Here is a 26,959-nt window from a genome sequence, read left to right as displayed (position 1 = left end):
CATGAGTTTTTTTAAATATAATCATTACAACACTTCTGAAGTGGCTATTAATTCCTCTTACAAAGGAACTGACAGTGTTATTTTTGCCGGACGTTTTAAAGATTCCGGGCTGATCACGGCGATCAGCGAGAATGGAGTGCTGCAGTGGAACAAGGCCTATAACTTTGCAGATGGCAGAGATCTGGTTTTTATCAAAGCGCTTCCGTTTTCAGATAATGAACATATCCTGGTCGGAATCAGATCTGGAAAGACCCCGGTGATAATAAGAATCAAAAACTCCGGAGACATCATCTGGAGCCGTACTTTTCCGGATATTACAACCAGTGAAAAGAATCTGTTTGCCGAGATCTTTATAGGAAACATGATCTATCTTGCCTATTATGACCTCAATATGGGCCGAAGCGGAACACTTCTCATCGATGGAGAAGCAAATGTTTTATCGAAAAAATATATAGAAAACCAACCCGGAAGCTATCTGCAGGTCACAGGTATTGCCACATATCAGGAAATGGTGCTCCTGAGCGCCAATGAGGTGATCAATAATGATATGAAAAGAGGGGTTTTCATGAAAGGACAGGTAACAGTCCCTGTTCTCGAGTCCATGTATACACAAATGGGAGGTGCTCCCATAGAGCTTAATGGAATTTACTGCCGTGAAATCCAGGGGAATTATGAAATATACCTGACAGGAGTGGTGGACGGAACCCCGGTTTTAATGACCGGGGAAAGTGACCAGGCTATTGTTTACTCTCATCATCCAGGCCAGGATCTCCGGTTTACCTTTGGCAATGATTACTTTTATATCTGTAACAGATACAGTGAAGTTACCCTTTCTAAATATAATTTCACCCATGACTGGACCAAAAGAGTAGATCTGAAAGGATTTATGATCGATCACGTTAAACAGAATAAAGTAGTGGTGAGAGCAGAGCCGGATACCGATAATTATTCAGGGTATATGGCCGGTACAATCGACAGCTGCCGGACTACGCCTGTCGATAATTTCCAGCCGGTTTTCAGGGAATATCAGAGACAGGATGCAGGCTATACCTCTTCTGATGCTTCCTCTTCAGTAGACTATCCGGATTTTATTCTTGAAGATCTTTCTTATGAAGGAGAAAACATCTGTGATAACGGTGGAGGTACAGCCATTCCTTTTAACGATCTTTCCGGGCTTCAGACACCAAGTTTCTATCTTCAGGCTGCCGGCTCCAAAGGAGAAGACAGTGCCAGGGGAATCCACTTGAGATGGGCATTCGGAGGGTTGCTGGGTGAAAATCACCTGCCTAAAGGAAATATGGCCGGTACGTATTATAACTTCAACAAACCCGGGGATTTCGTAAAAATATACAGAACCCCTTATGTAAAATCGGTTTTCACACTCGATTTTTCAACACCTCCGGAACTGATCGATGACGGGCAGAAAGCATGGATCTATAAGTTTAATAACGGCCAGAGAATGATCTATGTTTATTTTAAAAATAAAAATACATATTCCTTTGTAAGACAGACCGTAGACCCCTTCACAGAACCCCTGAAATTTATCAGAACCTATGGGAACGAACTCATTGAAATCCATTGTAAAACGGATATGTTCTTTGCCGCAACGCAGAACGTTACATGGCAGCCCGGTTCCCGTCTGATGACAGAAGTTCTTTCAACGGAAAACTCAGGAAATGTTTCGGAATATTACCTGAGCTGCCGGAGAACAGGCAGGGTGGGAGCTCCCTATTTCACCGCAGAGAACGGGAAGATCATCCGCTTCAAACCGGATAACTGCCTGGTGTATTCTGTTGATTTTGAATTTTATTCAGACTTTATCATAAGCAGAAACGAAGAGCAGGCCTGGACTTTTATCAATGATTTCTCTCTGACTCTGGAAAGTGAGCGCGCTTATAAAGAACTCGATCCGCTTCCCAATGAAAATCCCGTTCATGGTGCCTGGCTGAGATACAACGACAATGCATTTGTGAATATTGAGAACTATAAAAACAGATGGGAACATTCTTCACAAGGGCCTCTTGACAGAGATATCAGAACTGTTGTGGAACAGTATATAAAACTGAGTGATGAACAGGCCAATCCAAAAGCCTATGAAACCATTGATTTTAATTTTTCCCAGGATTCTGTGAACGATCCTTTCGTTACCATTTCCAATGATCCTCCGGAGCCGGGTTCCACACAGGTTGCCAATCTGGATATGCTGAATATTGCAGCACTGGATTATCATGTGGCAAGAATGCTCGGACTGGGTTATCTTGACATCAGAGACAGTGTTGTAGGACAGGAATTTATCTATATTGCCGAGTACTATACCAATAACGATCTGGATATCAATGCTTCCGAGAAGACCTATCAGCTGCTTTCAATGTCTCTCCCTGTATCTACGGATATAGAAAGACTTCCTATGCCTGTGGACCTGATGAAACTGTCGAAAGGAATGGGAGCCAATAACCAGAATTCTTCCCCTTTATATGATAATGAAGGATATTCACATGATGGAAAATTCCGCTATATAGGAATTCATAATCAGAATGTTCCTGATTATGAAGTCAATCCGGGCTTCTTCGCATCATCAGTTCCTTTTGATGCCTCACAAATGACCAAACCGGTATATGCAGGATTGGAATACCGTTTCATAGAACCCGGAAAACCCGATAATTATCTATGGTTCAAGCCTGAGCTCTGCCATGATACCCGCTATTTGAATATAGACGGAACCGTAAATTCTGATCAGGCCTTTGAAACACTGCCGATAAGAATTCCGGATAATAATGATCCGATGTATATGCACAAGCAGGATAAAACAGGAACCTACTTTTATAAATCTTATGGGATCAGCTGGTTCTCCAGATCGGGAATGGGAGATATGGAACTTTCCATAGAAACAGAAATCAAACCATTCAACAGGCTGCTGCCTCCGTCAGGGGTTACCGCTTTTAATATTCAGAAAGAGTTCCCGCTGACATTTACCTCCAAAGAAGAACAGCTGAGGCTAAAGGAAATCGGGAGTACAGATAAGACACTGGTAAGGCTTTTATATGATTATTACAGCTATCAGGATATGATGACCTATTCTATTCCTTTTGATTCTGCAATACCTGATCAGGACTATCTTAACGATCCAAACTCACTGTTCCCTGATGATAAAGAGGTTTTTGCAGATGAAGCTGAAATTTATTTCAGAAACTATACGCCAAAGATCATTTCCGCAAAAGCATATGAGGTAGCCTATCATCCCAATCAGCTGATGGCAACCATCCGGACGCAGGATTATGCTGTTCCGGGGTCAGGAGCTACCGTGCCGGGAAGTTCGCAGCCGTCGATTGTTCCGGAATATTTCAAATCCAGGATTCCGGACGGATCCGTGGCAGCCGATTTTATCGGAGGAATATTCCTGATGGATTCGGAATCCTATATCATCCATGAAATTGCTCAGGGAGCACAGGGACTGGATTTTACAGTCTTCAAAAAAGTTCCGAGTGAGGCAATCATTGCAGGGCAGACTCCTGTTATTGATCAGACGTCGCTTGCACTTCCCGTCATCAGTTCTGCATCTGAAGGATTATTCAGTGCTACGGAGAACCTTCAGAATACAACAGCATGGGGAGTTAAAAATCCAAATTCGCTGAAAGTGAAGATCGGTACAGACGACTGGACGGTACACAGGGAAATCATATCAGTACCGCAGTCTGGAGGAACAGTTCAGAAATATCTGGAAAAGAGCAGGGGCTTCTGGAAAAATGCCAATATCGAACCGCTTTTTGAAAAACTGTACAAATACCAGAACAGTGTCGGTACCGTTATAGAATATGATGTTGATAATCCTCCGCAGGTATTTCAGGGAGTATATAAAATAACCTTCCCCGGGTTTTCATTAAGCCAGCATCCGCAATATTCTGATGGCGGTCATTCAGCAGAGTGGTTCAGGGGAATGGTGAGACTATTTACCAATGAAAGTTATGTAGACGGGACAGCCATCGATTCCAGATCCATATTTAAAGTGGTAAAAACCGAAGGGATAGGAACATCTCAGGATCTGGTACTTTATATTTATGACGAAAGTTTTGAGATTATTGAAGAGGTAGACAGCCATCTTCCGATTCTGTACACTGCTGCAGATACCATCCCGAAATTGCCGTCAAATCCTTTAACCGGAAAAGAGCTGGATGTCAATTATTATCCTTCCTATAAGGTGTATCTGTATGAAAATACGGACAACAACCTGAATGAGGACAATATTTTACCGTCAGGAGACGAAGATGTAAGATATTCTATTTTCGGACTGAGAAGTGTTGATGAAGACAATACCGATATGCAGGGGGCAAAATATAAATCGAAGTTCAGCATTCCTGCGGTGATGTTTGCCAACAGGATCATAGAACCCAAACAGCCCCGAAAACCTAAAGGTTCCAAATATGCAACCAGACCGGATAAATTTGGAAAATCTACTTATAGTTTTATTACAAAATATCAGCAGAAACCTTATTCGGTACAGTTTTTCAGAGCAAACAATACCCTGATGCTGGCCGCGCTTTATGAAACTGAAACGATCAGGGAAATAAAAGCCAATCTGGCATTGCTCGGTGGAAACGAAGAGACATTCTTCAATGACCGATGGATGAACTTTGTGGATTTTGAAATGCTAACCAGTGGAGCAGACGGCTATGAAATACTTCCGGAAACAGGAGACTTCACCTATCAGCTTCCGCTTCCGGACAGTAAGGATTTCTTCAATGCAGTCAATCATTTTATCACAGAGCATAATAAGTATTATAAACTCGTTCAGGGCTGTCCGCTGATTGAAGAAGTAGAATTCGGAAACGTAGAGTTCAGCAGGGAGATTATTTCAGCAATTCCGGGTGTTTCAGGATCTTTAAGTTTCGGAGCATTTGTTAAAGAAAGGCTGTTCAACTGCTTCATGCCGCTTACAGAAGTTCCGGTGATCTATCAGCATATTAAAAACCTTAATTTGTCTGACAGTCTGGGACACAGACCGAAAAATAAAAAACAGAGCATCAGGGATGCCAGCGGTTATCTGCTGCCCACCACCCATTCTGATTTTGATATGGCACCAATGGCTGCAATATACAGCCAGGCACCGGAACATTCCACCCTGTTTACAGACTTTACCCTGGACGGTTCTTCGGATAACTTCTACTTCTATGGAGTAAGAGAGCTTGGGAATCAGATGCAGATGGGAGAGTTCAGTCCTTTCTTGGGTCCTGTAAAGCTCGTAAACACCAACCCTGCGGAACCTGCCAAAATCATGAGCCTGCTACCGGTTATGGAAGATACGGCAACAGGTGAAAAGGCAAAAATAAGAATCGAGATCAATGCGTATCCGGAAGTGCAGAAAATTAATAAAATCTCTGTATACAGAACAGATAATAAACTGAGCTCCGAGTCTATTCTCGATATGAAACTCATTAAAACAGTTGATATTGATGATGTGGAAACCGATCCGGAAAACAGTACCTGGATTGTGTACGATGAATTTGAAGATATGGAAAACAAACCGTATGGAGATCTGATGTTCTACCGTGTTGTAGTATCCAGAAAAGTGGAATATTCTACAACAGATTACAACGTAATGCCTCCGGCTTCTCAGGTTATCGTGGAGCAGGCACCGTCTTTGGCCTCTAAAGTTATCGTTTCCACGCTGATAGAAAGTGCTGCCCCTCCGGCTCCGGAACTGAGGTACCATTCCGAACCTGTGGAGTCAGATGTCATCAACTGGGTGATTCTGTCCTGGGATCAGGTTTGCTATAAAGGAAAATATCACCTTTATAAAATGGGCGCACAGGGGAACTGGAATGAAATTGCCAGAATAGATACAGATAGAAAAGACACTTCGAAAGCTCATCTTTACCTGCTTGAAAATGATCCGGTAACAGGTGTCGGAGAATGGATACAGAAAGAAACATTTGATATGACGCAGAATGAGTTCTTCCTTCCGCTGGAAAAGCTGAACCTGGATCCAATGTCCATCAGGAATGCAGACGGCAGTATTCTGTACCACCATTTCAAAATGGTTGCAGAGAATACATCAGATATGTACAGTAAAGAGGAAAAAATCCTTACGATTTACAGAGAAGAAACCTGGTCGGATATAGGAGGGATTTCTCATGACGGAACAGACGGAATGATCCTTCAGGGAACCTTTATTGTAAGACCTAATTAATCATTAAATTTTAAATCATGGCAAAAAAAATAATAGCAGAACTGAAAGAATACTTCAAAGCCGGGAGGAGACCCACGGAAAGCCAGTTCGATGATCTGATAGACAGTTATGTACATTTAGATGCCTCTTCCGAGTATTCTGCTTTTGTAGAGTTCCCTGCCGATTACCGGGCAGGAGACTACATAGAGTTTGTAGAAGTTGAACCTTCCAGTGCCCGCGCAGGTGGATTTTATGAAGTTTCAATAGCCTACACCAGAGGGAATATCGCCTGTGCGGCTACCCATATTGCTGCTGTTTCACATTCAAATCCGGATATCTGGAGAGAATGTGGAACAGTCAATAAGAACAATTATGTTGACGGACCGGAGAACTACAACTTTACGGTTGATGTAAACGGAGGAACATGTAGATTCAGGATCAGAGCCGTAAATATTTACGGAAGTGCAACACAGCCGCTGGGAGTCTTTATCAAGATAAGATCCGTTAATAAAAACCTGGAATGGAGAGCAATAGATAAAAGAGGCAGTATCCGTACCTTCGTTCCTCTCCAGCCTATGAGCAACGAATGGAACCTGTGGGTAGGAAACCTGCTGACCTCTGAAAGTGCTAAAATAGCACTGAAAGTAAATGAAAAAGGAAATGTAGGAATCGGAACCGCAACTCCCGAAGCAAAACTGAATGTGGTTCAGGAAAATACCGACCATAGGAACATTACAGTTGCTAAATTTACATCCAACGGAGCAACCGGTGGAAGTAATATCGTTAATCTTTATTATCACAACAATGTCAATCTGGAGCTGAATTCAGGATTTTCCAGCTATGGAAGAAGGTACGGAGACTATTTCGATTTCAATATCGAAAATGACAATGCCGGATTTACCAGTTACGGAGCCATTAATTTTATTACCGGCAAGAAAATTCAGATGACAGTCCGCCCCAATGGAAACGTGGGGGTCGGGGAAAGTAATCCGTTAGCTAAACTGGATGTCCGCGGAAACATTTTAGCCGGGGAAACTCATGCTACGGAAGGCATCAATGCTTTTTCTATACGTTATGAGGACGGATCGGTCAATAACTGGGGATCACTGAGAAGTAATGCGGAAACCTATATGAGCTACGGAGCCAAAGCAGATAATACAACCGCTTCAGGATGGCTGTCAAGCTGTGGGATCTTTTCAAATTACAAAACAGCTGTAACAGCAGGGAACGAAGGAATAAAGTTCTTGGCTTCTTCCAATCAGCAGACTCCTATGAACGCCCCGGTGGCGATGGCCGAACTGATGAGAATCAGCCCTAACGGTAACGTCGGAATAGGAACTGATTATCCACAGCAGAAACTGGATGTGAGGGGAGCCGTCGTGTCACAGGTAAATACGAATGAAGGAGGAGCCTTATTTCTGGAAAATCACAGCAAAACACAACCCGGTACTGCCAACAGGTGGGCCCTGTACAATATGACAGGAGGCTACGGCAATGGCCTGCAGTTCTGGAGTTATGGCAGTGATGGCAGTTACGGATCGAGATTATTGCTGTCTGACGCCGGTAATATGGCATTGTATGGTAAACTGCAGGCTAAAGATGTCATCATCAGCCCGACTCCTACTGCCGATCATGTTTTCACAGCAGATTATAACTTAAGAGAAATCAGTGATCTGGAACGGTTTATCTCCGAAAAAAGTCATCTTCCGGAAATTCCTTCCGCAGAAGAAATGACAGAGAACGGGCTTTCAGTAGCTGATTTCCAGATAAAACTCCTTCAGAAGATTGAAGAATTAACCCTATACATCATTTCTCTCAAAAAAGAAATTGATGTTCTAAAATTAAATTAACTATGGCTAGAAAAACAGTTGCAGAATTAAAAGAATATTTCAGGGCAGGAAAAAGGCCTACTGAAAATCAGTTTGAGGATTTCATAGACAGCTTTGCCAGTCTGGAAGACCCTCAGCTATTCCCGAAAAACTATTATAAAAAGAGACTTGAAGTAAATTTTCCTCATCAGGTAACCGATCAGGCCGTAGATATCCTGTTCGGAAACAGGGGAATATCCGGCTGGCTGGAAGTGGAAATCGTAGGAACTTTTGCCCACGTCAACAGTGTCGGAAATATAAAAAAACTATTTCAGCTCGGAGCAAATCCGGACAACTACTTATGGAATCCGGCGGTTTCCAGAATTGTGGAAGCAGGTGGACCAATTATTTACAATATCTATATTGGAGATTTTGTTTGGGACAGCAGCAGCAGCCAGTATAAAATAACGGTCTTTCATACAAGCCCGTCAGGCAATATGTATGACATCAGGATTACTTATCACTGCGCCTTAGATACATCGGATCTTACGGATGTAAAGGTTTCCGATATATATACGAAACCTCTTACAGGACAGAAAACTCATTATATCCACTATAATGATAATCTTGGAATAGGTACTAGCTTGCCTGAAAAAAAGCTGCATGTAAAAGCTCCTCCGAAACAGGGAAATTCCAATGTGGTTGCTGCATTGTTTGAAAGGAGCGATACATCGGGCGGCAGTAATATTATTCAGCTCCGTTATCAGTCAACAGCCGATATGGAACTTAATTCAAACTATACAGGAGGTATTTTCAGATACGGTTCATATGGTGATTTCAATATCGTCAATAACGGGCCGGGATCAGGCATCAATTTTGTTGCCAATGCCGCAGTAAGGCTTTCTGTAAAGCCTGACGGGAATATAGGAATCGGTACCCAGAACCCTAAGGCAAAAATGAACATTGTTGCCGGCTACACAACTCCTGATTCCACAGGAGCAATGATCCTGGGAGATACGGATCAGGCCAATCTGAGGTTCGGATGCAGCAGCAATTATACCTGGATTCAGAGTCATGCAGGAATGCCTTTGCATATCAACCCTATCGGTAATAATCTGATTCTGAATACAGACGCTGGAAATGTGGGAATAGGAACCAGAAATCCGGATCAGAAGCTTACCGTAAAAGGGAAAATCCATGCCGAAGATATTATCATTGATATGAATGTGCCGGCAGATTACGTTTTTCAGAAATATTTCGACGGCAGCTCATCAATCAGACCCGATTATTCTATGCCGGATATCCGTGAAGTAGAGCAGTTTGTAAAAGAAAACAAACATCTTCCTGAAATTCCTTCCGGTGAGGATATTCAGAAGAAAGGAGTTAATATCGGAGATTTCCAAATGAAACTGCTGCAGAAAATTGAAGAATTAACCCTGTATCTTATTATTCAGAATAAAGAGATCGAAACTCTGAAAGATGCAGTTAAAAGTCAGCAGAACTGATGTGATCTTATTACAGGATATATTCAGTAAAAATACCTTTAAAAGTGCGGAAGACCTTCTTCCGCATTTTTTATTGGCATACGCCGGATTAAGGGGCTGGTGTGAGCCTGAAGCTCTACGGCCCTCCCGGCCTTTATATTTAAACCCGAATTCGCGGTAAATACAATCTGAATCTGTAATCTGTTTTATGATCTCAAAAAAAGAGTTTGGTATGTTAATTGTTTATTGGTTTGGCGCAATGTGAATATTTTATTTTTTAATTATAAAAATGGTGAAAAATAGTTAATTTATTATAAAAGTGTATGAATAATGTAGATTTAAATGCTGTTAATAAGAAAATGATTTTCCTGTTAATGGTTTTTTTTTATAGTATGGCAGGGGCACAGTGTATAACTTATACCGGGCAGGCAATGACTTCCGGTAATACCTACTGTCTGAACGGAAACCTGACATTAGCTACGGATATTGCTATTCCTGCAGATGCTGTTCTGATTGTTCAGTCCGGATTGCTTACGGTAAAAGGAATTACCGTAGACGGAAATCTGGAAATCAATGATCAGGCTTCTGTAAAATCCGAAGGTTCAATTACCATCGGTGCTTTTAACAGCCAGAAGAATTCAAAAATTAAACTGGGAACCAAGTCTTCTCTTTCACTTACAGGATCTGTTTCTCAGGGAGATCCTACCTTTTTCGGAAATTTTCCCGGAACATCTTCCACAATAGAAATGGGAACCAATAGTGTTCTGGAGATTTGCGGAACTTTCAGCCAGCAGTCTGTTACTTATCCATTTGTGAACTATGTCGGAATACCTTCGGGAAAAGCTTATTGTATAGCGAAAGCCCAGGTAAGCGGGGGAGGAACTTCTATACTCAGTAACGACAGCCAGATCGTAGCCATTGCCATGGATTCCGTAGTAGGGCTGTTACCGGGAGGAGCCAGTTTTTGCGGTCCCAATGCTACTCAGGCAATGTGCCCTTCATTATGGCCCGCAGGTCTGCCGGACAATAAGCAGTTATGCGGATATGCTCTTGAGGTGATAGATGAGATGGACGGATACTGTACCAGGCCGGCGGCTTCCGGTACTCCCGACGGATATACTAAGTTCGGAATTACTGTTCAGCAAAAAAACAGGGTCTGGCCTGAAAATATTCCTAACGGCTTTCTGGCGCTGGAATCAAAACATAAAGGATTGGTTATTACAAGAGTCGCTCATGTGAGCCGGACGCCTCAGTCCGGTGATGCTGTTGCAGATCCCAGAGAAGGAATGGTAGTGTATGATATTCAGGATGCCTGCGTGAAGCTTTACAACGGTACTGAATGGAAATGTATCCAGAGAGGATGTAATGAATAATTTTAATTTGAAGACAATTATGAAAAATATAAAACAGATAGGTTTAGTTTCAGCATTCTTTATTTTCAATATTTTCAGCGCACAGGTTGCAATAGGAAAGGAAGTATTGGAAAGCGACAGTGCGGTTCTGGATTTTGATAATACGGCAGGAAATACAAAAGGTCTCATTCTTCCTGCAACATCAGGACTTCCTTCTGATGAATCTCTTGCCAATGGTACATTTGTTTTCGATGTCACAGATAATAAAGTGAAAGTATATGAAAACAATACCTGGAAACCACTTACAGATGCAGGCGATTCCAGCTCTCTTTCGGTGAATGATTCAGATGATTCCGGAAACGGGGTCATTATAGGGGCTTCCGCGAGCAGCGCGGAGGGAGTATTGGTTCTGGAGTCTGATACCAAAGCAATAATACTGCCTAAGATTGCTTCACCCCACATCCATGTGAAAAATCCTTATCCGGGAATGATCTGCTATGATACAGCAAGCAAAACACTGGCTGTGTTTGATGGCAGCGTATGGAGCTATTGGAAATAAAATTATAGAAATATAATCCCGGTTTTACAGGATTTAAATAAACGGACCTCAAAAAGCACTTGTTTTTTGAGGTCTTTTTTATCAGTTCAGACCATAACATGATCTGTTTATTTGATTTTCCTGCTGCGTGTGGCACGGATATCTGAAATGGATAAATCGGCTGGAATATTGATGGAGCCGGTTCCGGAAATATCCTGTAAAAGAAAAAGTATCCCAACAAAAAACTGGAGATACTTTTATAAGTTTGGAAGAAAAAAGGTAAGATATTATGTTTAATGATCTTAATTAACCGGCTGATTACTCAAAAAATGCACCCCTCTTCTGGTAAGGTTTTCTCATTTGTGTCTGTTTTTCCATCTTTGTGTTTTTGCGCCTTTCTACCAGATTAATATTTTAAAAAGAGGGGGCATATAAAGTTGATTATATGAAATAAAAAATAAATTTTCTACTTTATTATTTTATGTTGTTATTATTTCATTACACGTAAATCATCGGTTTATTTTTTTAACAGTACAAACCTATTTATCTGATCATGATTTTCCAAAAAAATACCTACTACATAGGTACGTCACGTTGGTATCTTATTGTTTTACAGTGTTTTAATTTTTTTTTGTAGTATAGCTGGAAATTATTAATATTTCTGATGTTTAAATCAGTTTCCCGAAAAATATTAATGATGCAAATGAAACTGAAGGAAATGAATTGGTCAGATAATCTGTACACTTTCTTTAATACTGTTCATTACAAAGATACTTTTGGTCTGTCCGATCCCTTCAATCTCTGAAAGTTTATTCACAAAAAATTCGTGAAACTCATCCATATTGGGAGCAAGAATTTTCAGCATAAAATCAAAATCTCCGCTGATGTTATAAAATTCCACAACCTCTTTCAGTTTACTCACCTCTTCAATAAATTTACCTGCTGTTTTTTTGTTATGAACATTCAGGGCGATCATACAGATCACCATCATGCCTTTGTTCACTTTTTTCCGGTCAAGAACCGTTGTGTATTCTTTAATGATTCCGGTTTTTTCCATCCGTTTGATCCGCTCATGAGTTGGGGTAGGGCTCAGATTGATCCTTGCAGAAATATCACGGACGCTCATTTTAGCATCTTTTTGCAGCAGACGGAGGATAGAAAGATCTTTTTCGTCTGGGGTATATAGGTCTTTAGTCATTTGTTCTGTTTTGAAGTGAATATTTGAATGTTAAAGTGAATTTGTTCTTTTAAGTTGTTTTTAAAATGAATTATTGTTCCAAAATTACTATATAATTTTTATATATGTTCTGTTAATTTTAATTTTGCAGGAAATTTGAATATATGGATACAAGGAAGAATTTAATATTGATTATCGCATCGGTGGGAACATTTGTAGAGGCTTTGGATATTGCTATTATCAATTTAACGATTCCTTCTATTCAGCAACAGTTCGGGATCGGGGCTGCCACTGTGCAATGGTTACAGACTTTGTATGTATTGTTTTTCGGCGGATTTCTGATTATCGGAGGAAAACTTTCAGACCAGATCGGACGGAGAAAAATATTTCTGATCGGAGCCCTGGTCTTTATGCTGACCTCATTAGGAGCAGGACTTTCCCAAAGTTTTGAAATGCTGGCTGTCTTCCGTGCCCTTCAGGGGCTGGGGGCGGCATTGGTGATGCCTTCTGCCTTATCTGTTGTAACCAATACTTTCAGAGGAGAACAGGAACGTAACCGGGCGATCGGTATTTTCAGCTCGTTTGCGGCAATCGGCTCAGGAAGCGGACTTTCCGTTGGAGGAATCATCAGTACCTACATGAGCTGGCATTGGGTTTTCCTGATCAATGTTCCCATTCTTCTCATTACTTTGATCTTTGCTTACCGGTATCTGCCGCTGGATGAGAAAAATGAAACAACACAGAAAACAGATCTTGTTTCAGGAATTCTGCTTGTGCTGGGACTGTTAAGCCTTACCTACGGAACCCATGAACTGATTCACATTCAGGAACAGCCTGTATTGATCGTCGGTTCATTGGTATTGTCAGTGCTGCTTTTAATAACAGTTTATAGAAGACTGAAAGCTGTTTCCCAGCCATTGATTGATCTGAAGCTTTTCAGACACAGATCACTTGTGGTTTCAAATGCCGTATTTTTTACTTTGGGCGCTTTTTTCATAGGATTTTTATTCCTTATTTCCCTGATGCTTCAAAAAGATATGGGACATAGTGCGGCTTCTGCCGGATTAATGTTGGTTCCGTTCAGTATCATGTCTGCACTGGCGGCTAAATTTGTACTGCCTCATGTCTCCAAAAGACTGAGTTCTTCCCAAATGGGCGTTTTCGGATGGAGTTTTATGCTGGCCGGGGCTTTGTCTCTATTGTTGTCGGTTTATACCGGGCATCCGCTGGCTGTTGTATTGCTGGGTGCGGCCTGTATTTCAGGAGTAGGAATGACTTTCTGCTTTACCGCCCTTTCAGTAATGGGTATTCAGGATGTGGAAGCTTCTCATTACGGAGTAGCCTCAAGCTTAAGCTCCACCAGTTATTTCCTGGGAGCCGGAATCGGACTTTCATTTATGACTCTGATGAGCCAGATTTTCCCTTCAGAATATGCCGTAGGAGAACTCAGTCTGATGATCCTGATCGGCTATGCCCTCCTGGCATTGGGAATGTTGGTGTACTTTATTTTCAGAAGCTTAAAAATAAGACAGGCTGCCGTTGCCGTTTCATAATTGTAAAAACACACAAACTATATGGTCATAAAGAACCGGTGCTGAGGTATCGGTTCTTTTTTTATATCATACTGACAGCAAATTTAAAATGGATAAAGAACAAAGTTGCTGAATAAGTAAAAATTTCAATCATCCGTATAAATGTTTTTGTAATATTAAAGGATGAATGAAGATTAAAAAATATATTTATCCCAAAGGGGAACAAAAAATTCTTTTTCAACTTTGGTTTGAATCTTGGACATCAATAAAATTATTGGTGATTTTTCTAAACCTAACAGGTCTCAAAGACCTGTTAGGTTTTGGGATTCCTGCAAAATAAATCACAACTAAACAGAGAGAAATAATAATCCGTCTTTTAAGATAAATAAAAAGCTTAAACTCAGCAAAGTAATACCAGTACTTTGTATTTCAAAAATAAACAGGCGGCTTTGTTTATCTTAAAAGCAGGCAGCTGTAATTTGCCCTTGTCTGTCCTTGCGATTAATAAAATATTTCCCTTTAAAGCCCGCAGTTTTGTCCTTTTCTTTCTCTTTGCTACTTTTGCAATATGAAAATACAAGTGATCAGCGACCTTCACCGGGAATTCGGATCTACTGATCTTGATTTCAGCGGTGCAGATCTTGTGGTGCTGGCGGGAGATATTAACCTGGGAACAAAGGGAATAGAATGGATTAAATCTGAAATTCAGAATAAACCGGTTATTTATGTTCTCGGAAATCATGAGTATTATAAAGGCTCCTATCCCAAAACACTGAACAAGATCAGGGAGGCAGCAGAAAACTCCTCTGTTTTTGTCCTTGAAAATTCTTCAGTAGATATTGACGGAATACGTTTCCACGGTGCCACACTCTGGACCGATTTTTCCATTTTTGGAAACCCTGTACAGTATGGAATGCTCTGCCAGCCAAAGATGAACGATTACAAAATGATCAAACGGGATCCATCCTATTCAAAAATGAGAACGGTCGATACATTTAAAATTCATCAGTTTTCGAAACTGTGGCTGAAAGAAAGCCTGGAAGAATCAGCGGGGTTGAAAAATATTGTAGTTACCCATCATGCGCCAAGTATAAAATCCGTTCCTGAACATTACAGCAATGATCCGTTGACGGCAGCCTACGCATCCAACCTGGAGGACGTGATCACGGAGTATCAGCCGCTGTACTGGATTCACGGGCATATCCATACCCCTTGCCGATATAAAATCGGAACTACGGAGATCATCTGCAATCCTCACGGTTATATTGATGAAAAATATAACGGTTATGATAAAGGACTTATTCTCGATGTGTAAAGGAACCGGAAAGTAGGTTTGTCAGCCGGAATGCTTCGTCTTTTTCATAAAAATCCCCTAATTTAGCATAGAAATTTATCGTAATGGCGAAAAAATCTGCATCAGCATCTCCGGAATTTGTCTCCATATTCACATTTGAAGAACTGCTTGAGCAGGTGGAGTTTGATCTCCGCGTGAAGGAGTTTGTAGTGATGGAAATTGATAAGGCCAGTTATGCTGTAAAGCTCAATACCCCTTACCGCTCAGATTATTTCTGTATTTTTATGGTACAGCAGGGAGACATCCGTTTCAGGCTTTATGATCAGAGTTATGAAGTTTCCAAAGGAGATATTGTCTTTTGCCCGATGTCTGAAACTTTCTGGGTAGAAAAGATTGCAGAGGATTACAAATCCAAATACATTTTCTTCTCCGCAGATTTTATTTCCCAGGCCGGTTTTAATTATAAATCGAATCATGTGATGAAAAGTCTGTCATCCGATCCTACCCATATTATCAGGAATGAGCCGGATCTGTTCAGAAGAATCAATTTTCATCTGGATGAGCTGAAAGCACTGAATAACACGGAGAAAGATAATTACTACTTCAATGAAATGATCTGGCATCACTTTTCATTGGTGATTTATGAGATCGATAATTATTTCAAAAAAATAGAAAAACCGCATCAGGTTACCCTTCGTGAAGATGAACTGACGACCAGTTTTTTTACCCTCGTGCAGGAACATTTTAAAGAGGAGCATAATGTTCAGTTCTATGCGGACAGGCTTTTTATCAGTCGTAAATACCTGACCAAAGTAATCAATAAAACCATGTTTAAATCTCCCAGGGATATTATTCATCAGGTATTGGCAGTAGAAGCCAGACTCCTGCTCAAAAATCCCAACCTGAATGTAAACGAGGTGGCTGCACAGCTGAAATTCTCCGATCAGGCATCGTTCAGTAAGTTTTTTAAAAAACACGTCGGAAAGTCTCCGCTGGAATACCGTAAAGATGATTTGTATTGATAATCAATAGATTATATTTTTTCAGATGTCTTTTTGATAAAAATGTGTTGTAATTTGGATAAAAACGGGTAATATGGTCAATTTTATGCTGTATAAATGATATTTCTCATGTTTTGAAAAATAAGGAGTCTTTCTGACAAAACAAGAGGTTTTTTGAATATTTCCCTTGAATTTTTTTCGGACGAATTTTGCCCGGTAAATTTAAAAGGAATATTGTTATGCAGAGATTTTTTATCCAGAAATCCACCATCCTTTTCCTCTCGCTTATTGTTCTGGCGGGATGTAAGAAAAGTAATCCCAATCAGTCTTATCAGCAGCAGGCACCCGAACTTCCGGTAGAAACGGTTAAGCAGGGGGATGCTTCTGTTTCCAGAGAATATGCCGCCTCTGTTGAAGGGGTTTCCAATGTAGAGATCCGCCCTCAGGTAACCGGTTATTTAAGCAAAATTTTTGTAGATGAAGGAGATTATGTGAGAGCGGGGCAGCCCCTGTTCAAAATTGAAGACCAGGTATTCCGTGAGCAGCTGAAAAGCGCACAGGCCGCTCTGATCACCGCACAGGCTACTCTGGCCACTTCTAAAATAGATCTTGACAGGAAAAAAGAACTTCTGAAAAACAAAATGGTTTCCGATATCCAGGTGAAAGAAGCTGAAGCTGCGTATAACGGTGCAAGAGGTGCAGTCAGCCAGGCGATGTCCACCATCGAATCTGCGAAGATCAACCTGAATTTCTCCACGATTAAAGCTCCGGTAAGCGGATTTATCGGAAGATTCAATTACCGTCTGGGAAGTCTGATGACACCTTCCAACCAGGAGCCGATCACTCTTTTATCTGATATTCATGAGGTATATACGTATTTCAGCATGAGTGAGAATGATTTCAATAATTTTCAGAAACAGCATGCAGGAAGCAGCATCGATGAAGTGATTAAAAATACCCCTGCGGTTTCTTTATTGCTTTCAGGCGGTGAAAAATATGCACAGACCGGAAAAATTGATGCCGTGGAAGGGCAGTTCAACAAAACTACGGGTTCCATTACCCTGAGAGCAAAATTCAGCAACCCTGATAACCTTTTGAGAAGCGGAAATACAGGAAAGATCGTTCTCGACCAGTTTTACAGCAATGTGATCCTTCTTCCGATTGCTTCCACAAGAACCATTCAGGATAAAATTTTCGTATTCACCATCAAAGACGGCAAAGCTATGATGCTTCCGGTAGAAGTGAACGGAAAAGCCGGAGATAATTTCATCGTTTCAAAAGGTCTGAAAGCCGGTGACCAGTACATTGCCACAGGATTTGACAGACTGCAGCCGGGAACTCCCGTAACGGCACAGAAGAAAAATGCGCAACAGAAAAAATCGTAAGAAGAAATCATGTTAAAAAGAATTATAAAAAGACCCGTACTGGCAACGGTAATTTCCGTGCTGCTTGTCATTCTGGGGATCGTCGGTATGGTAAGTCTGCCGATCACAAAATTTCCGGACATCGCACCGCCTACCGTTATGGTAACGGCTGCCTATCCGGGTGCCAATGCGGAAACCATTGCAAGATCTGTGGCTCCGCCTTTGGAAAATGCCATCAACGGAGTGGAAAACATGGATTACATCACGTCCACTGCAAGTAATGACGGTACTTTAAGCATTACCGTGATCTTTAAATTGGGAACCGATCCCGATCAGGCTGCCATCAACGTACAGAACAGGGTAGCTCAGGTAACCAACCAGCTTCCGGCAGAAGTGGTACAGGCCGGAATCACCACACTGAAAAGACAGAACAGTATGATCGCGATGGTCTCTCTCACCAGTAAAGACGGAACTATGGATGATCTTTTCCTGGAAAACTATGCAAAGATCAACATCGTTCCCGAGCTGAAAAGAGTGAAAGGAGTAGGAGATGCTATGGTATACGGAAATAAAGACTACTCTATGAGGGTATGGCTGGATCCGAATAAACTGACTTCCTATAACCTTACCCCGGCAGAAGTTTCCCGTGCGATCCAGTCTCAGAACCTGGAAGCGGCACCCGGAAGATTCGGGGAAAGAAGTAAAGAAGCTATGGAGTATGTTCTTCGCTACAAAGGAAAGTTTACAGAGCCTGACCAGTATGAAAATATTACCATTAAAGCACTGAGTGACGGCTCCGTTCTGAAATTAAAAGATGTTGCCAAAGTGGAATTTGGCGCGTACAGCTATACGGTTTCTTCCAATTACAATAAAAAACCTTCGGTAACGATGGCGATATTCCAGATGGCAGGATCCAATGCCAATGAAGTGCAGATCGCACTTCAGGAAAGAATGAAAGAACTGGAAAAATCGTTCCCGCAAGGCATGAATTATGAAATTCCTTATGCAACGAAAGAAGCACTGGATCAGTCGATCGACCAGGTGATCCATACCCTGATAGAAGCATTTATCCTGGTATTTATCGTGGTGTATATCTTCCTGCAGGATTTCCGTTCCACTCTGATTCCGGCTATTGCAGTTCCGGTATCGATTGTAGGAACATTCTTCTTTATGAAAATTTTCGGGTTTTCAATCAATATCCTGACGTTGTTTGCCCTGGTACTGGCCATTGGTATTGTGGTAGATGACGCCATTGTCGTCGTGGAAGCGGTCCATGCTAAAATGGAACATAAAAAACTCAACCCGAGGGCCGCAACCATGTCGGCGATGAGCGAGATCACAGGAGCTATTGTTTCAATTACCCTGATCATGTCTGCCGTATTCGTTCCGGTAGCGTTTATGAGCGGTTCTACGGGACTGTTTTATCAGCAGTTTGCTTTAACTTTAGCCATTGCCATCGTTATTTCTGCGGTAAATGCCTTAACACTGAGCCCCGCTTTATGTGCTTTGTTACTGAAGCATAACCACGGAGGAACCCATGAAAAAATGAACTTCAAAGACCGTTTCTTTGCCGGTTTTAATGCCAGCTTCAACAAGCTGACCTTCCGTTACGGAAAATCGGTGTTGTTCCTGTTAAAAAGAAAATGGATAGCGATTGTTCTTATCCTTGTTTTCGGAGGACTGTTCGCATGGATGTCCATGACAACGCCTAAAGGATTTATTCCGGATGAAGACCAGAGTTTTATTATCGTTACAGCCAACCTTGCTCCGGGAGCTTCTAAAGACAGAACTTCCCAGGTAGTTTCCGATACGGAAGACCTTTTGATGAAGAATCCGGCAGTAGATGAGGTGATTTCCGTAGATGGACTGAACCTCTTCAGTGGATCAATGTCATCCTCCGCGGCATCTATTTTCGTAAAGCTGAAAAAGGGTGAAGAGAGAGGAAAAGTGAGCAATATCAACGATATTATCGGGCAGGTTCAGGGAATGCTTTCTCAGGATAAAAGAGCCAATTTCCTTGTGCTGAATACGCCAACAGTAGACGGTTTCGGAAATACCAGCGGGATGGAACTTGTGCTTCAGGACCGTACCAATGGAGAACTTCAGAATTTAGGAAATATTTCTTACGGAATGATGGGCGCTTTGATGCAGAGACCGGAAGTGGCCGTGGCATTTACCACCTTTGATGTTACCTATCCGCAGTTTGAAGTGCTTGTAGATGAGGTGAAGGCTGCACAGCTGGGAGTGAGTGTTGCTGATGTGCTTGGCGTAATGCAGGGATACTACGGAAGTATACAGTCTTCGGATTTCAACAGATTCGGGAAATATTACAGGGTATTGGTACAGTCTACCCCGGAAACCAGACAGGACAAGGAATCTCTGAACGGTATTTTCGTTAAAAATAATTCAGGGGAAATGGTTCCTGTAAACACGCTGGTGACATTAAAGCAGGTGACTGGTGCTGAGGTGGTGGACCGTTTCAACCTGTTCAACTCTTCCAATTTAACGGTAATGCCGGCTCCGGGATTCAGTACGGGACAGGCAATGGCAGCGATAGAAGAAGTGAGCAAACAGGTACTTCCGCCGGGATATACCTATGATTATAAAGGAATGAGCCGTGAAGAGGTTTCGGCAGGTTCACAGTCGGTGATGATCTTCGGATTGTGTATTGTGTTTGTATTTTTCCTGCTTTCTGCGCAGTATGAAAGCTATGTCCTTCCTTTAGCGGTGCTGATCGCTATTCCGGTAGGTTTATCAGGAGTATTTGTAGGAATCACGCTGGCAGATCTTTCCAACAATATTTATGTACAGATCGCTTTGGTGATGCTGATCGGGCTTCTTGCCAAAAACGGGATCCTGATCGTGGAATTTGCCATTCAGAGAAGAAGAGCAGGGAAAAGCCTGATCGCTTCGGCAGTAGAAGGGGCAAAAGCACGTCTGCGTCCGATTCTGATGACTTCACTTGCATTCATTACGGGACTTCTTCCGTTGCTGTTTGTGGTAGGACCTTCTGCTTTAGGAAACCATTCCATCGGCTATGCAGCGGTTTCGGGGATGCTTTTCGGAACGATACTGGGAATTTTTGTGGTTCCGGTACTTTTTGTAGTCTTCCAGGCCCTGCATGAAAAGATGAGTGGAAAAACGATAACGGACGCCGACTGGGAATATTAATCCAAATGATTATAACAATGAATTCAATTAAAAATATAGCTTATATCGCACTTATTTCAGGGGTAGCAGTATCCTGCAAAGTTCAGAAATATGAGCAGCCTGAAGTGAAAATGCCAGAAACATTCAGAAATGACAGTCTTGCGGCAGATACTCAGGAGAATATCGCAAAGATCAGCTACAAAGATTTTTTTAAAGATCCTGTTCTTGTTGCTTTGATTGATAAAGCAATGGCACAGAACAATGATCTTCTTGCCGCGCTGAAGCAGATAGAATATGCATCACTGGCTTATAACCAAAGCAAATGGGGAAATGTTCCGGTGATCAGCGGAGGTCTTAATGCCAATATCAGCAGGCCTTCTGATAACAGTATGAACGGAATGATGGCGGGACAGTTTATGGGAAAAAGATATATGGAAGATTATACGGCTTCCGTGAATATTTCCTGGGAAGCGGACATCTGGGGCAAGATCAGAGGCAGGAAAGAACAGGCTTTGGCGGAATACCTTAAAACACAGGAAGCGGCAAAGGCAGTGAAAACCCAGCTGGTAGCTTCTGTGGTGCAGGGATATTATAATCTGCTGATGCTGGATACCCAGCTGGACATCACAAAATCCAATCTCACCTATGCAGACAGTACCCTGAAATATCTTGAAAAACAGCAGGAATTGGGACTTACAACCGCGCTGGCAGTACAGCAGCAGGAGATTGTAAAAGATCAGATCCTGAAATCGATTCCGGCCTTAGAAAGTTCGGTTGCCATTCAGGAAAACGCGATCAGTCTGCTTACAGGTTCTATGCCCGACAGGGTTGAGAGAAGTGCAGGCCTGAATAATGTGCAGTCACCGGATAAAATTGCAGCGGGAATCCCTTCGGAACTATTAAGTTACCGGCCGGATATTAAAAGTGCCGAACTTGAAGTAAGGAAAAGCGCTGCGGCCATTCATGTCGCCAAAATGAATATGTATCCTTCCCTGAATATTACGGCACAGGGTGGTCTGAATGCTTTCCAGGCCAGCAAATGGTTCAGTATTCCCGGATCACTCTTCGGAATGGCTGCCGGAGCTATTGCACAGCCTATCCTGAATGGGAAACAGCTGAAAACCCAGTATGAACAGTCGAAAGTACTGGCGGATCAGGCTGAACTTGGTTTTAAACAGTCTGTTTTAAAGGCGGTAGGAGAGGTCTCCGATGCACTGGTGCAGATCCGGAAGCTGGAAGAACAGCAGAAAATCGCAGAGGGGCTGGCTGCGAAATCCAGTGAAGCGGTAAAGAAAGCGGATATTCTGTTTAAATACAACTCAGCGACCTATGTTGAGGTGATTATCGCTCAGACGAATAAACTTCAGACAGAGCTTGATCTTGCTTCCCTGAAAGCACAAAGACTGAACGCTATTACCGCCCTGTACAGAGCGGTAGGCGGGGGATGGCAATAAAGTAAAACTGAGCCTGCTTCGTCTGTAATGATGCAGCAGGTTTTTTAATCCATATTATTATGAAAAATGCAGATATACAGGACGGAATTATTCTTATTCCCGATTTCAGCGGATTCACCGAATTTGTGTTCAGCACAAAGCTTTACACGGGAGAATATATTGTGAGACAGCTTCTCTCAACGCTGATTGATGTAAACGGACGTTATTTTGAGATTTCCGAGATCGAAGGTGATGCTATTCTGTTCTACCGTTATGATGAAAATCCGTCTTACGGGAATATTTCTGCCATGCTGTGGAAAATGCGGAATGCTTTCAACAAAAAGATCGAGGAACTGAGCAGGGCATTAAGTACGTCTATTGATCTGTCGCTGAAATTTATAGTGCATTACGGAAAGTTTTCGCAATACCAGATCGGAAGTTTTAAAAAACTTTACGGAAAACCTGTTGTAGAAGCCCATCAGTTACTGAAAAATGACTTTGCAGAACAGCCTTCCTATGCTTTATTCAGTAATTCTTTTCTGGAAAGCAGCAGTAATAATGAGGTGCATATGAAAACTTCAGGCCGCCATCTTCCCGAGGTAGGAATGATTCATTATTTTGAAAATGTAAACTAGCATATCTATTTTTTAATCCTTGTAAATTTGCTATTGTATGTCCGGATTTTTCCGGGCATTTTTCATTTTTAAGTGATATAAAGAATGTTGTTTTTTGCTTTAAAAACGGGGTATTTGAAATATTTTTTATTTTTCCCATATTTCGTGTAACAAACTTTCATTCACAGTTGTCTTATAGGAGAAATATTACTTTGGATGAAAATAATTATATGTTCGGTTGCTTTATTAACGGGTTCTTTTACTTTAGCCCAGGCAACGAATGACACGATAAAGAAAAATGAGAAAGAGATAGAAACGGTAACCCTTACTGCCAGAAAACCAACGGTAGAATCTAAAGTGGACCGTACTGTTTTCAACGTAGCCAACAGCTCTATCCTTGCCGGAAATACAACCTGGGATGTTCTGAGAATGACGCCTATGGTAAGTATCGATAATAATGATGCGGTAAAAGCGGAAGGAGAATCGGTAACGGTATACATCAACGACCGTAAATCTGTTTTTACCGGAAAGGAATTAAAGGAATACCTCAAGACTATTCCTGCGGACAACCTGATGAAGATTGAAGTAATCACAAGTCCGTCCTCAAGATATGAAACCACAGGTTCGGTTATCAACATTGTGCTGAAAAAAAGGGATGATGAAGGAATGAAAGGAAGTGTAACCTTCAACAACAGGCAACAGAGAAAGAATTCACAATATACCAACCTTAATCTGAATTATCATAAGAAGAATTTTACCCAGACCTTAATCGGAAGTTACAGTGATAATACCTATGTTCAGAAAAGTTTTTACGAAAATACCCTGTATAAGGACAACTCTCTGAACCAGGTGAATAATGAAGTGATCGGAAGAGGTCAAAGTCCTTCGTTCTCCTCAACTTCCGAGTTTGAACTGAACGATAAAAATAATGTGGGGCTTATCCTGGAATATTATCAGAGCAGAAATAGCTCTACTTCAGATGCTGACGGGATCAATTATTTAAATAATGAATACCAGGACTCTTATCACCAGGATCAGGATGTAGCCGGAAAGTACAGGACTCTGGGAACCAATCTTTTCTATAAATATTATGATAAAGAGAAAAATAAGATCCTTGATATTAACGTAGGTTCCAATTATAATTCTCAGGTAAATGCCAACACGTTCCTGAAAACGTTTAATGTTTCTCCGCTTTCGGATCTTTTATTGACTAATTCTGATGAGCAGACCCGGAATTATTATGTGAAGGTGGACTATACGCAGCCCTTAGGAAAATCCGGCGGCAGCTTTGAAGTAGGTGGAAAAATGGACTTCAATAACAACGTGATCGCGAATGATGCCAACGGAAGTTACCTGAACAATATCCGTAAAAATGACGTTTTCCATTACCAGGATAATATCAACTCCCTGTATGCGAATTACAGCAAAACCTTTTTTGAAAAGCTGGAAACCAGAGTAGGACTGCGTTATGAGCATATCGATCTTAAAATGAGACAGGATATTGCCGGAACGGAAAGAAAAGATTCTTACGGTGCATTCCTTCCTAATTTATTGGTAAAATATACTTTTTCAGATAAATATGATCTGAGCCTTACGTATAACAGAAACCTATGGCGTCCGTGGTATTCCGAGTTCAATCCTTTCCTTGTTCCTACCAACGACGGAACGTACAGCAGGGGAAATATGGATCTGGAACCCAATCCAAGCCACAGACTGTATATGAAATTCGGATTTAAGAAAAAATATTTCCTTTCGGCAAGGTATATGTTCACCGACCAGGATTACTGGACCACTTTAAGGGAAGAAAATAATTTGCTGGTAACCCTTCCTGATAACCTGAACGGAAAGGTTCAGAAATACTACGTGTTCGCCAATACCAACCAGTCTTTCCTGAAGAATAAGCTGAATGTGAATGTCGGGATAGGATGGTATTATGTTGATAATCATGATTTCAATGAAAAGAATAATCTTCAGGGAGCCAAATACCTGAGCTATTTGGGAGGATCTGCGAACCTTTCATACACCAATCTTTTCAATAAAAATATTAATCTGAGTGCCTGGGTGGAAATTGCCAATCAGAACAGCGGTAACTCCTACGGAAACAAAGTGAATGTTTTCCATAATTTCTCAGCTACGAAAATATTCCCAAAAACGCAGATGGAAGTCAGCCTTCAGCTGATGAATATTTTCCAGAGACCTAATTATGATGCAACCAGTTTCAGCCAGTACGGAACTGTAAGAACATCTTCAAAATGGGACTGGTACGGAGCTTCCATTTCCTTTGTAAAACGTTTTGGAAACCAGAAAGTAAAATCGAATACCAAAACCGATGTAGAGAAAAATTCGGGAGGGGGGAAATAATAAATTTAAAACCTTATTAGAAAAGCACTTACAGTTTTGTGGGTGCTTTTTTTTATCAATCTTTTAAAAAAGTAATTATTTAACATAAATTATGTTAATTTTATAGCAAACTAGCTTTATGGATGAGAGATTTTTAACTGATGCCGAAAAGCCTCATCTCCTTGTCAAGGTTTGGAACGATTATCCTGAAATCCTTCAGAACGGAAATGAGATTTTTCCGCCGCCTTCTATTGAAAAGATTATAGGAGATGTATTCTCTATGGGAGAATTCTATTATTACGTGATCAATTTTGCAGACAGCACCTTAAGCGGACACCATCCCAATATCCTCACCATGCATGGTCTGAAAGACTACCCTTATCACCTTAAAGAAGTTATAGATCTGATACATCCCGATGATCTGGATTTTGTAATGGAAGCGGAGAGAATGAGCATTGAAAAAATGAGGGAAATAGACGGATTCAAACACCAGCAGGAGCTTAAGACAAGCTACTGTTTCCGGATGAGAAAGGCAAAAGGAAATTACGAAATGTTTCATCATCAGGCTCTCCACACTAAGAAAAGTGACGACGGAAAACTCCTGCAGGCCGTTAATATTCATACCAATATCCAGCATATTACCAGAGAGAACAGCTATATTGTACTGGTGCAGGGAATAGGAAGCCGGAATGATTTTCATCAGATGCATTACCTTCCCGATATCAGGAATCCCGAACTGAAGAATCTGCTGACTAAAAGGGAAGTTGAGGTGCTCAGCTTACTGATTAACGGAAACTCAGCAAAAGAGATTGCAGACAGGCTGAGTATTTCTTATCATACTGTGACCACACACCGTAAGAATATCCTCAGAAAAATCGGATGCAAAAAGGTTTCAGAGCTGGTAAAGGTGGCTATTGAATATGGATATATCTAACAGGAAAATGGGGCTGTACGGGTTATGGATCATGATTCGGCATACCTGGAATAAAGTACAGCTTCCATCCGGTTTCATTATGATATCTCGTTAAAATAAAGACCAATCTCTGGCAGGGCTGGCTGCATCGACTGGTCTTTATTCTAAATTATATTCCTCCCTGCATAATATCGTATACACTGAAAACCTGTTTTGTCAGTTCCCGTGCATGGGGATTTTTCCAGTCGTTCATCCATTCAGCTCCCAGAGGCATCCATGTAGTAGGAACGGCACCAGCCTGAAGCATTCTTTTAATGCTGTAATGATGGGCATCATGAGAGGCATCACCGGCAGCATCAATTAAGACATAGACTTCATAGCCCGATTTTAACGCATGCAGGACAGAAAAGGCCAGACACATGCTTGTCCAAAGACCGGAAATAATCAGCTTTTTCCGTCCGGTTTTCTGTACTGCTTCCACCACCTGGGTATCCTGAAAAGCATCAAAAGCAGGCATTTCATTACGTTCAATTACTTTTTGCCCAGGAAATAAATCTGTAATTTCTTTGATAAAAGGCCCATTGCCGGCTTCATAAATAGAAGTCAGCACAACAGGAATATCAAGAATTTTAGCTGCTTTTGCAGCCGCAACAGTACAATTTTTAATCGCAGTTCTGTTTCCTGATTCCACACCATTAAACATAGCTTTTTGATAATCGATGAGTAATAACACCGAGTTTTCGGGAGTTAAGAACTCTAATTTTGAATTTTCCATTGTGATTTTTTACTAAAGGTG

At 41.4% G+C, this 26,959-nt stretch carries 16 protein-coding genes; 14 read left to right on the top strand and 2 right to left on the bottom strand.

The features are described 5' to 3' along the window. Nucleotide 1: 1 nt before the first annotated feature. The 5 genes from AC106S_RS05405 to AC106S_RS05385 all read left to right on the top strand — a co-directional run bounded on the left by AC106S_RS05405 (nt 2) and on the right by AC106S_RS05385 (nt 11,366). Nucleotides 2–6,184, top strand: coding sequence for a hypothetical protein (locus tag AC106S_RS05405; protein ID WP_482438060.1), 6,183 nt, complete (start codon nt 2–4; stop codon nt 6,182–6,184). Nucleotides 6,185–6,201: 17 nt separating this feature from the next. Further along, nucleotides 6,202–8,013 carry a hypothetical protein gene (locus AC106S_RS05400; RefSeq protein WP_482438059.1) on the top strand — a complete coding sequence of 604 codons (1,812 nt, stop codon included), beginning with the start codon at nt 6,202–6,204 and terminating at the stop codon, nt 8,011–8,013. Between the two features lie 2 nt (nt 8,014–8,015). Continuing rightward, the gene (locus AC106S_RS05395) at nt 8,016–9,476 is read left to right on the top strand and encodes a hypothetical protein (protein WP_482438058.1); all 1,461 of its coding nucleotides are present in this window, start codon (nt 8,016–8,018) and stop codon (nt 9,474–9,476) included. A gap of 353 nt (nt 9,477–9,829) precedes the next feature. After that, a complete protein-coding gene (locus AC106S_RS05390; protein ID WP_482438057.1) occupies nt 9,830–10,828 on the top strand; it encodes a hypothetical protein in 999 nt (332 codons plus the stop codon). Nucleotides 10,829–10,847: 19 nt separating this feature from the next. Next, complete coding sequence (locus AC106S_RS05385) at nt 10,848–11,366, top strand: hypothetical protein (RefSeq protein WP_482438056.1); 519 nt, start codon at nt 10,848–10,850, stop codon at nt 11,364–11,366. A gap of 706 nt (nt 11,367–12,072) precedes the next feature. Here the strand turns inward: AC106S_RS05385 and AC106S_RS05380 are convergent. Beyond that, nucleotides 12,073–12,543, bottom strand: coding sequence for an Lrp/AsnC family transcriptional regulator (locus tag AC106S_RS05380; RefSeq protein WP_482438055.1), 471 nt, complete (start codon nt 12,541–12,543; stop codon nt 12,073–12,075). A gap of 143 nt (nt 12,544–12,686) precedes the next feature. Between AC106S_RS05380 and AC106S_RS05375 the strand changes: the two genes are divergently transcribed. The 9 genes from AC106S_RS05375 to AC106S_RS05335 all read left to right on the top strand — a co-directional run bounded on the left by AC106S_RS05375 (nt 12,687) and on the right by AC106S_RS05335 (nt 26,184). Next, on the top strand, nt 12,687–14,075 hold the full coding sequence (locus AC106S_RS05375; RefSeq protein ID WP_482438054.1) for an MFS transporter: 1,389 nt from the start codon (nt 12,687–12,689) through the stop codon (nt 14,073–14,075). Nucleotides 14,076–14,622: 547 nt separating this feature from the next. After that, nucleotides 14,623–15,369: a metallophosphoesterase gene (locus AC106S_RS05370; protein WP_482438053.1), complete on the top strand. Its 747-nt coding sequence runs from the start codon at nt 14,623–14,625 to the stop codon at nt 15,367–15,369. A gap of 83 nt (nt 15,370–15,452) precedes the next feature. Further along, the gene (locus AC106S_RS05365; RefSeq protein WP_482438052.1) at nt 15,453–16,370 is read left to right on the top strand and encodes a helix-turn-helix domain-containing protein; all 918 of its coding nucleotides are present in this window, start codon (nt 15,453–15,455) and stop codon (nt 16,368–16,370) included. 218 nt (nt 16,371–16,588) lie between these two features. Beyond that, nucleotides 16,589–17,734: an efflux RND transporter periplasmic adaptor subunit gene (locus tag AC106S_RS05360; protein ID WP_482438051.1), complete on the top strand. Its 1,146-nt coding sequence runs from the start codon at nt 16,589–16,591 to the stop codon at nt 17,732–17,734. A gap of 9 nt (nt 17,735–17,743) precedes the next feature. After that, nucleotides 17,744–20,884 carry an efflux RND transporter permease subunit gene (locus AC106S_RS05355; RefSeq protein ID WP_482438050.1) on the top strand — a complete coding sequence of 1,047 codons (3,141 nt, stop codon included), beginning with the start codon at nt 17,744–17,746 and terminating at the stop codon, nt 20,882–20,884. 17 nt (nt 20,885–20,901) lie between these two features. Further along, on the top strand, nt 20,902–22,317 hold the full coding sequence (locus AC106S_RS05350; RefSeq protein ID WP_482438049.1) for an efflux transporter outer membrane subunit: 1,416 nt from the start codon (nt 20,902–20,904) through the stop codon (nt 22,315–22,317). Between the two features lie 59 nt (nt 22,318–22,376). Beyond that, nucleotides 22,377–22,931, top strand: a complete 555-nt coding sequence (locus tag AC106S_RS05345) for a DUF2652 domain-containing protein (RefSeq protein ID WP_482438048.1) — start codon at nt 22,377–22,379, stop codon at nt 22,929–22,931. Nucleotides 22,932–23,126: 195 nt separating this feature from the next. Continuing rightward, nucleotides 23,127–25,271, top strand: coding sequence for an outer membrane beta-barrel family protein (locus AC106S_RS05340; RefSeq protein WP_482438047.1), 2,145 nt, complete (start codon nt 23,127–23,129; stop codon nt 25,269–25,271). Nucleotides 25,272–25,389: 118 nt separating this feature from the next. Continuing rightward, nucleotides 25,390–26,184, top strand: a complete 795-nt coding sequence (locus AC106S_RS05335) for a response regulator transcription factor (protein WP_482438046.1) — start codon at nt 25,390–25,392, stop codon at nt 26,182–26,184. Between the two features lie 148 nt (nt 26,185–26,332). Here AC106S_RS05335 and AC106S_RS05330 read toward each other — a convergent pair whose 3' ends face one another. Further along, entirely contained in the window at nt 26,333–26,938 is a 606-nt protein-coding gene (locus AC106S_RS05330; protein WP_482438045.1) for an isochorismatase family protein, read from the bottom strand. Between the last annotated feature and the right edge of the window lie 21 nt (nt 26,939–26,959).

The organism is Chryseobacterium sp. FR054 (assembly GCF_056844565.1).
This window is presented reverse-complemented; position numbering and strand designations above follow the sequence as displayed.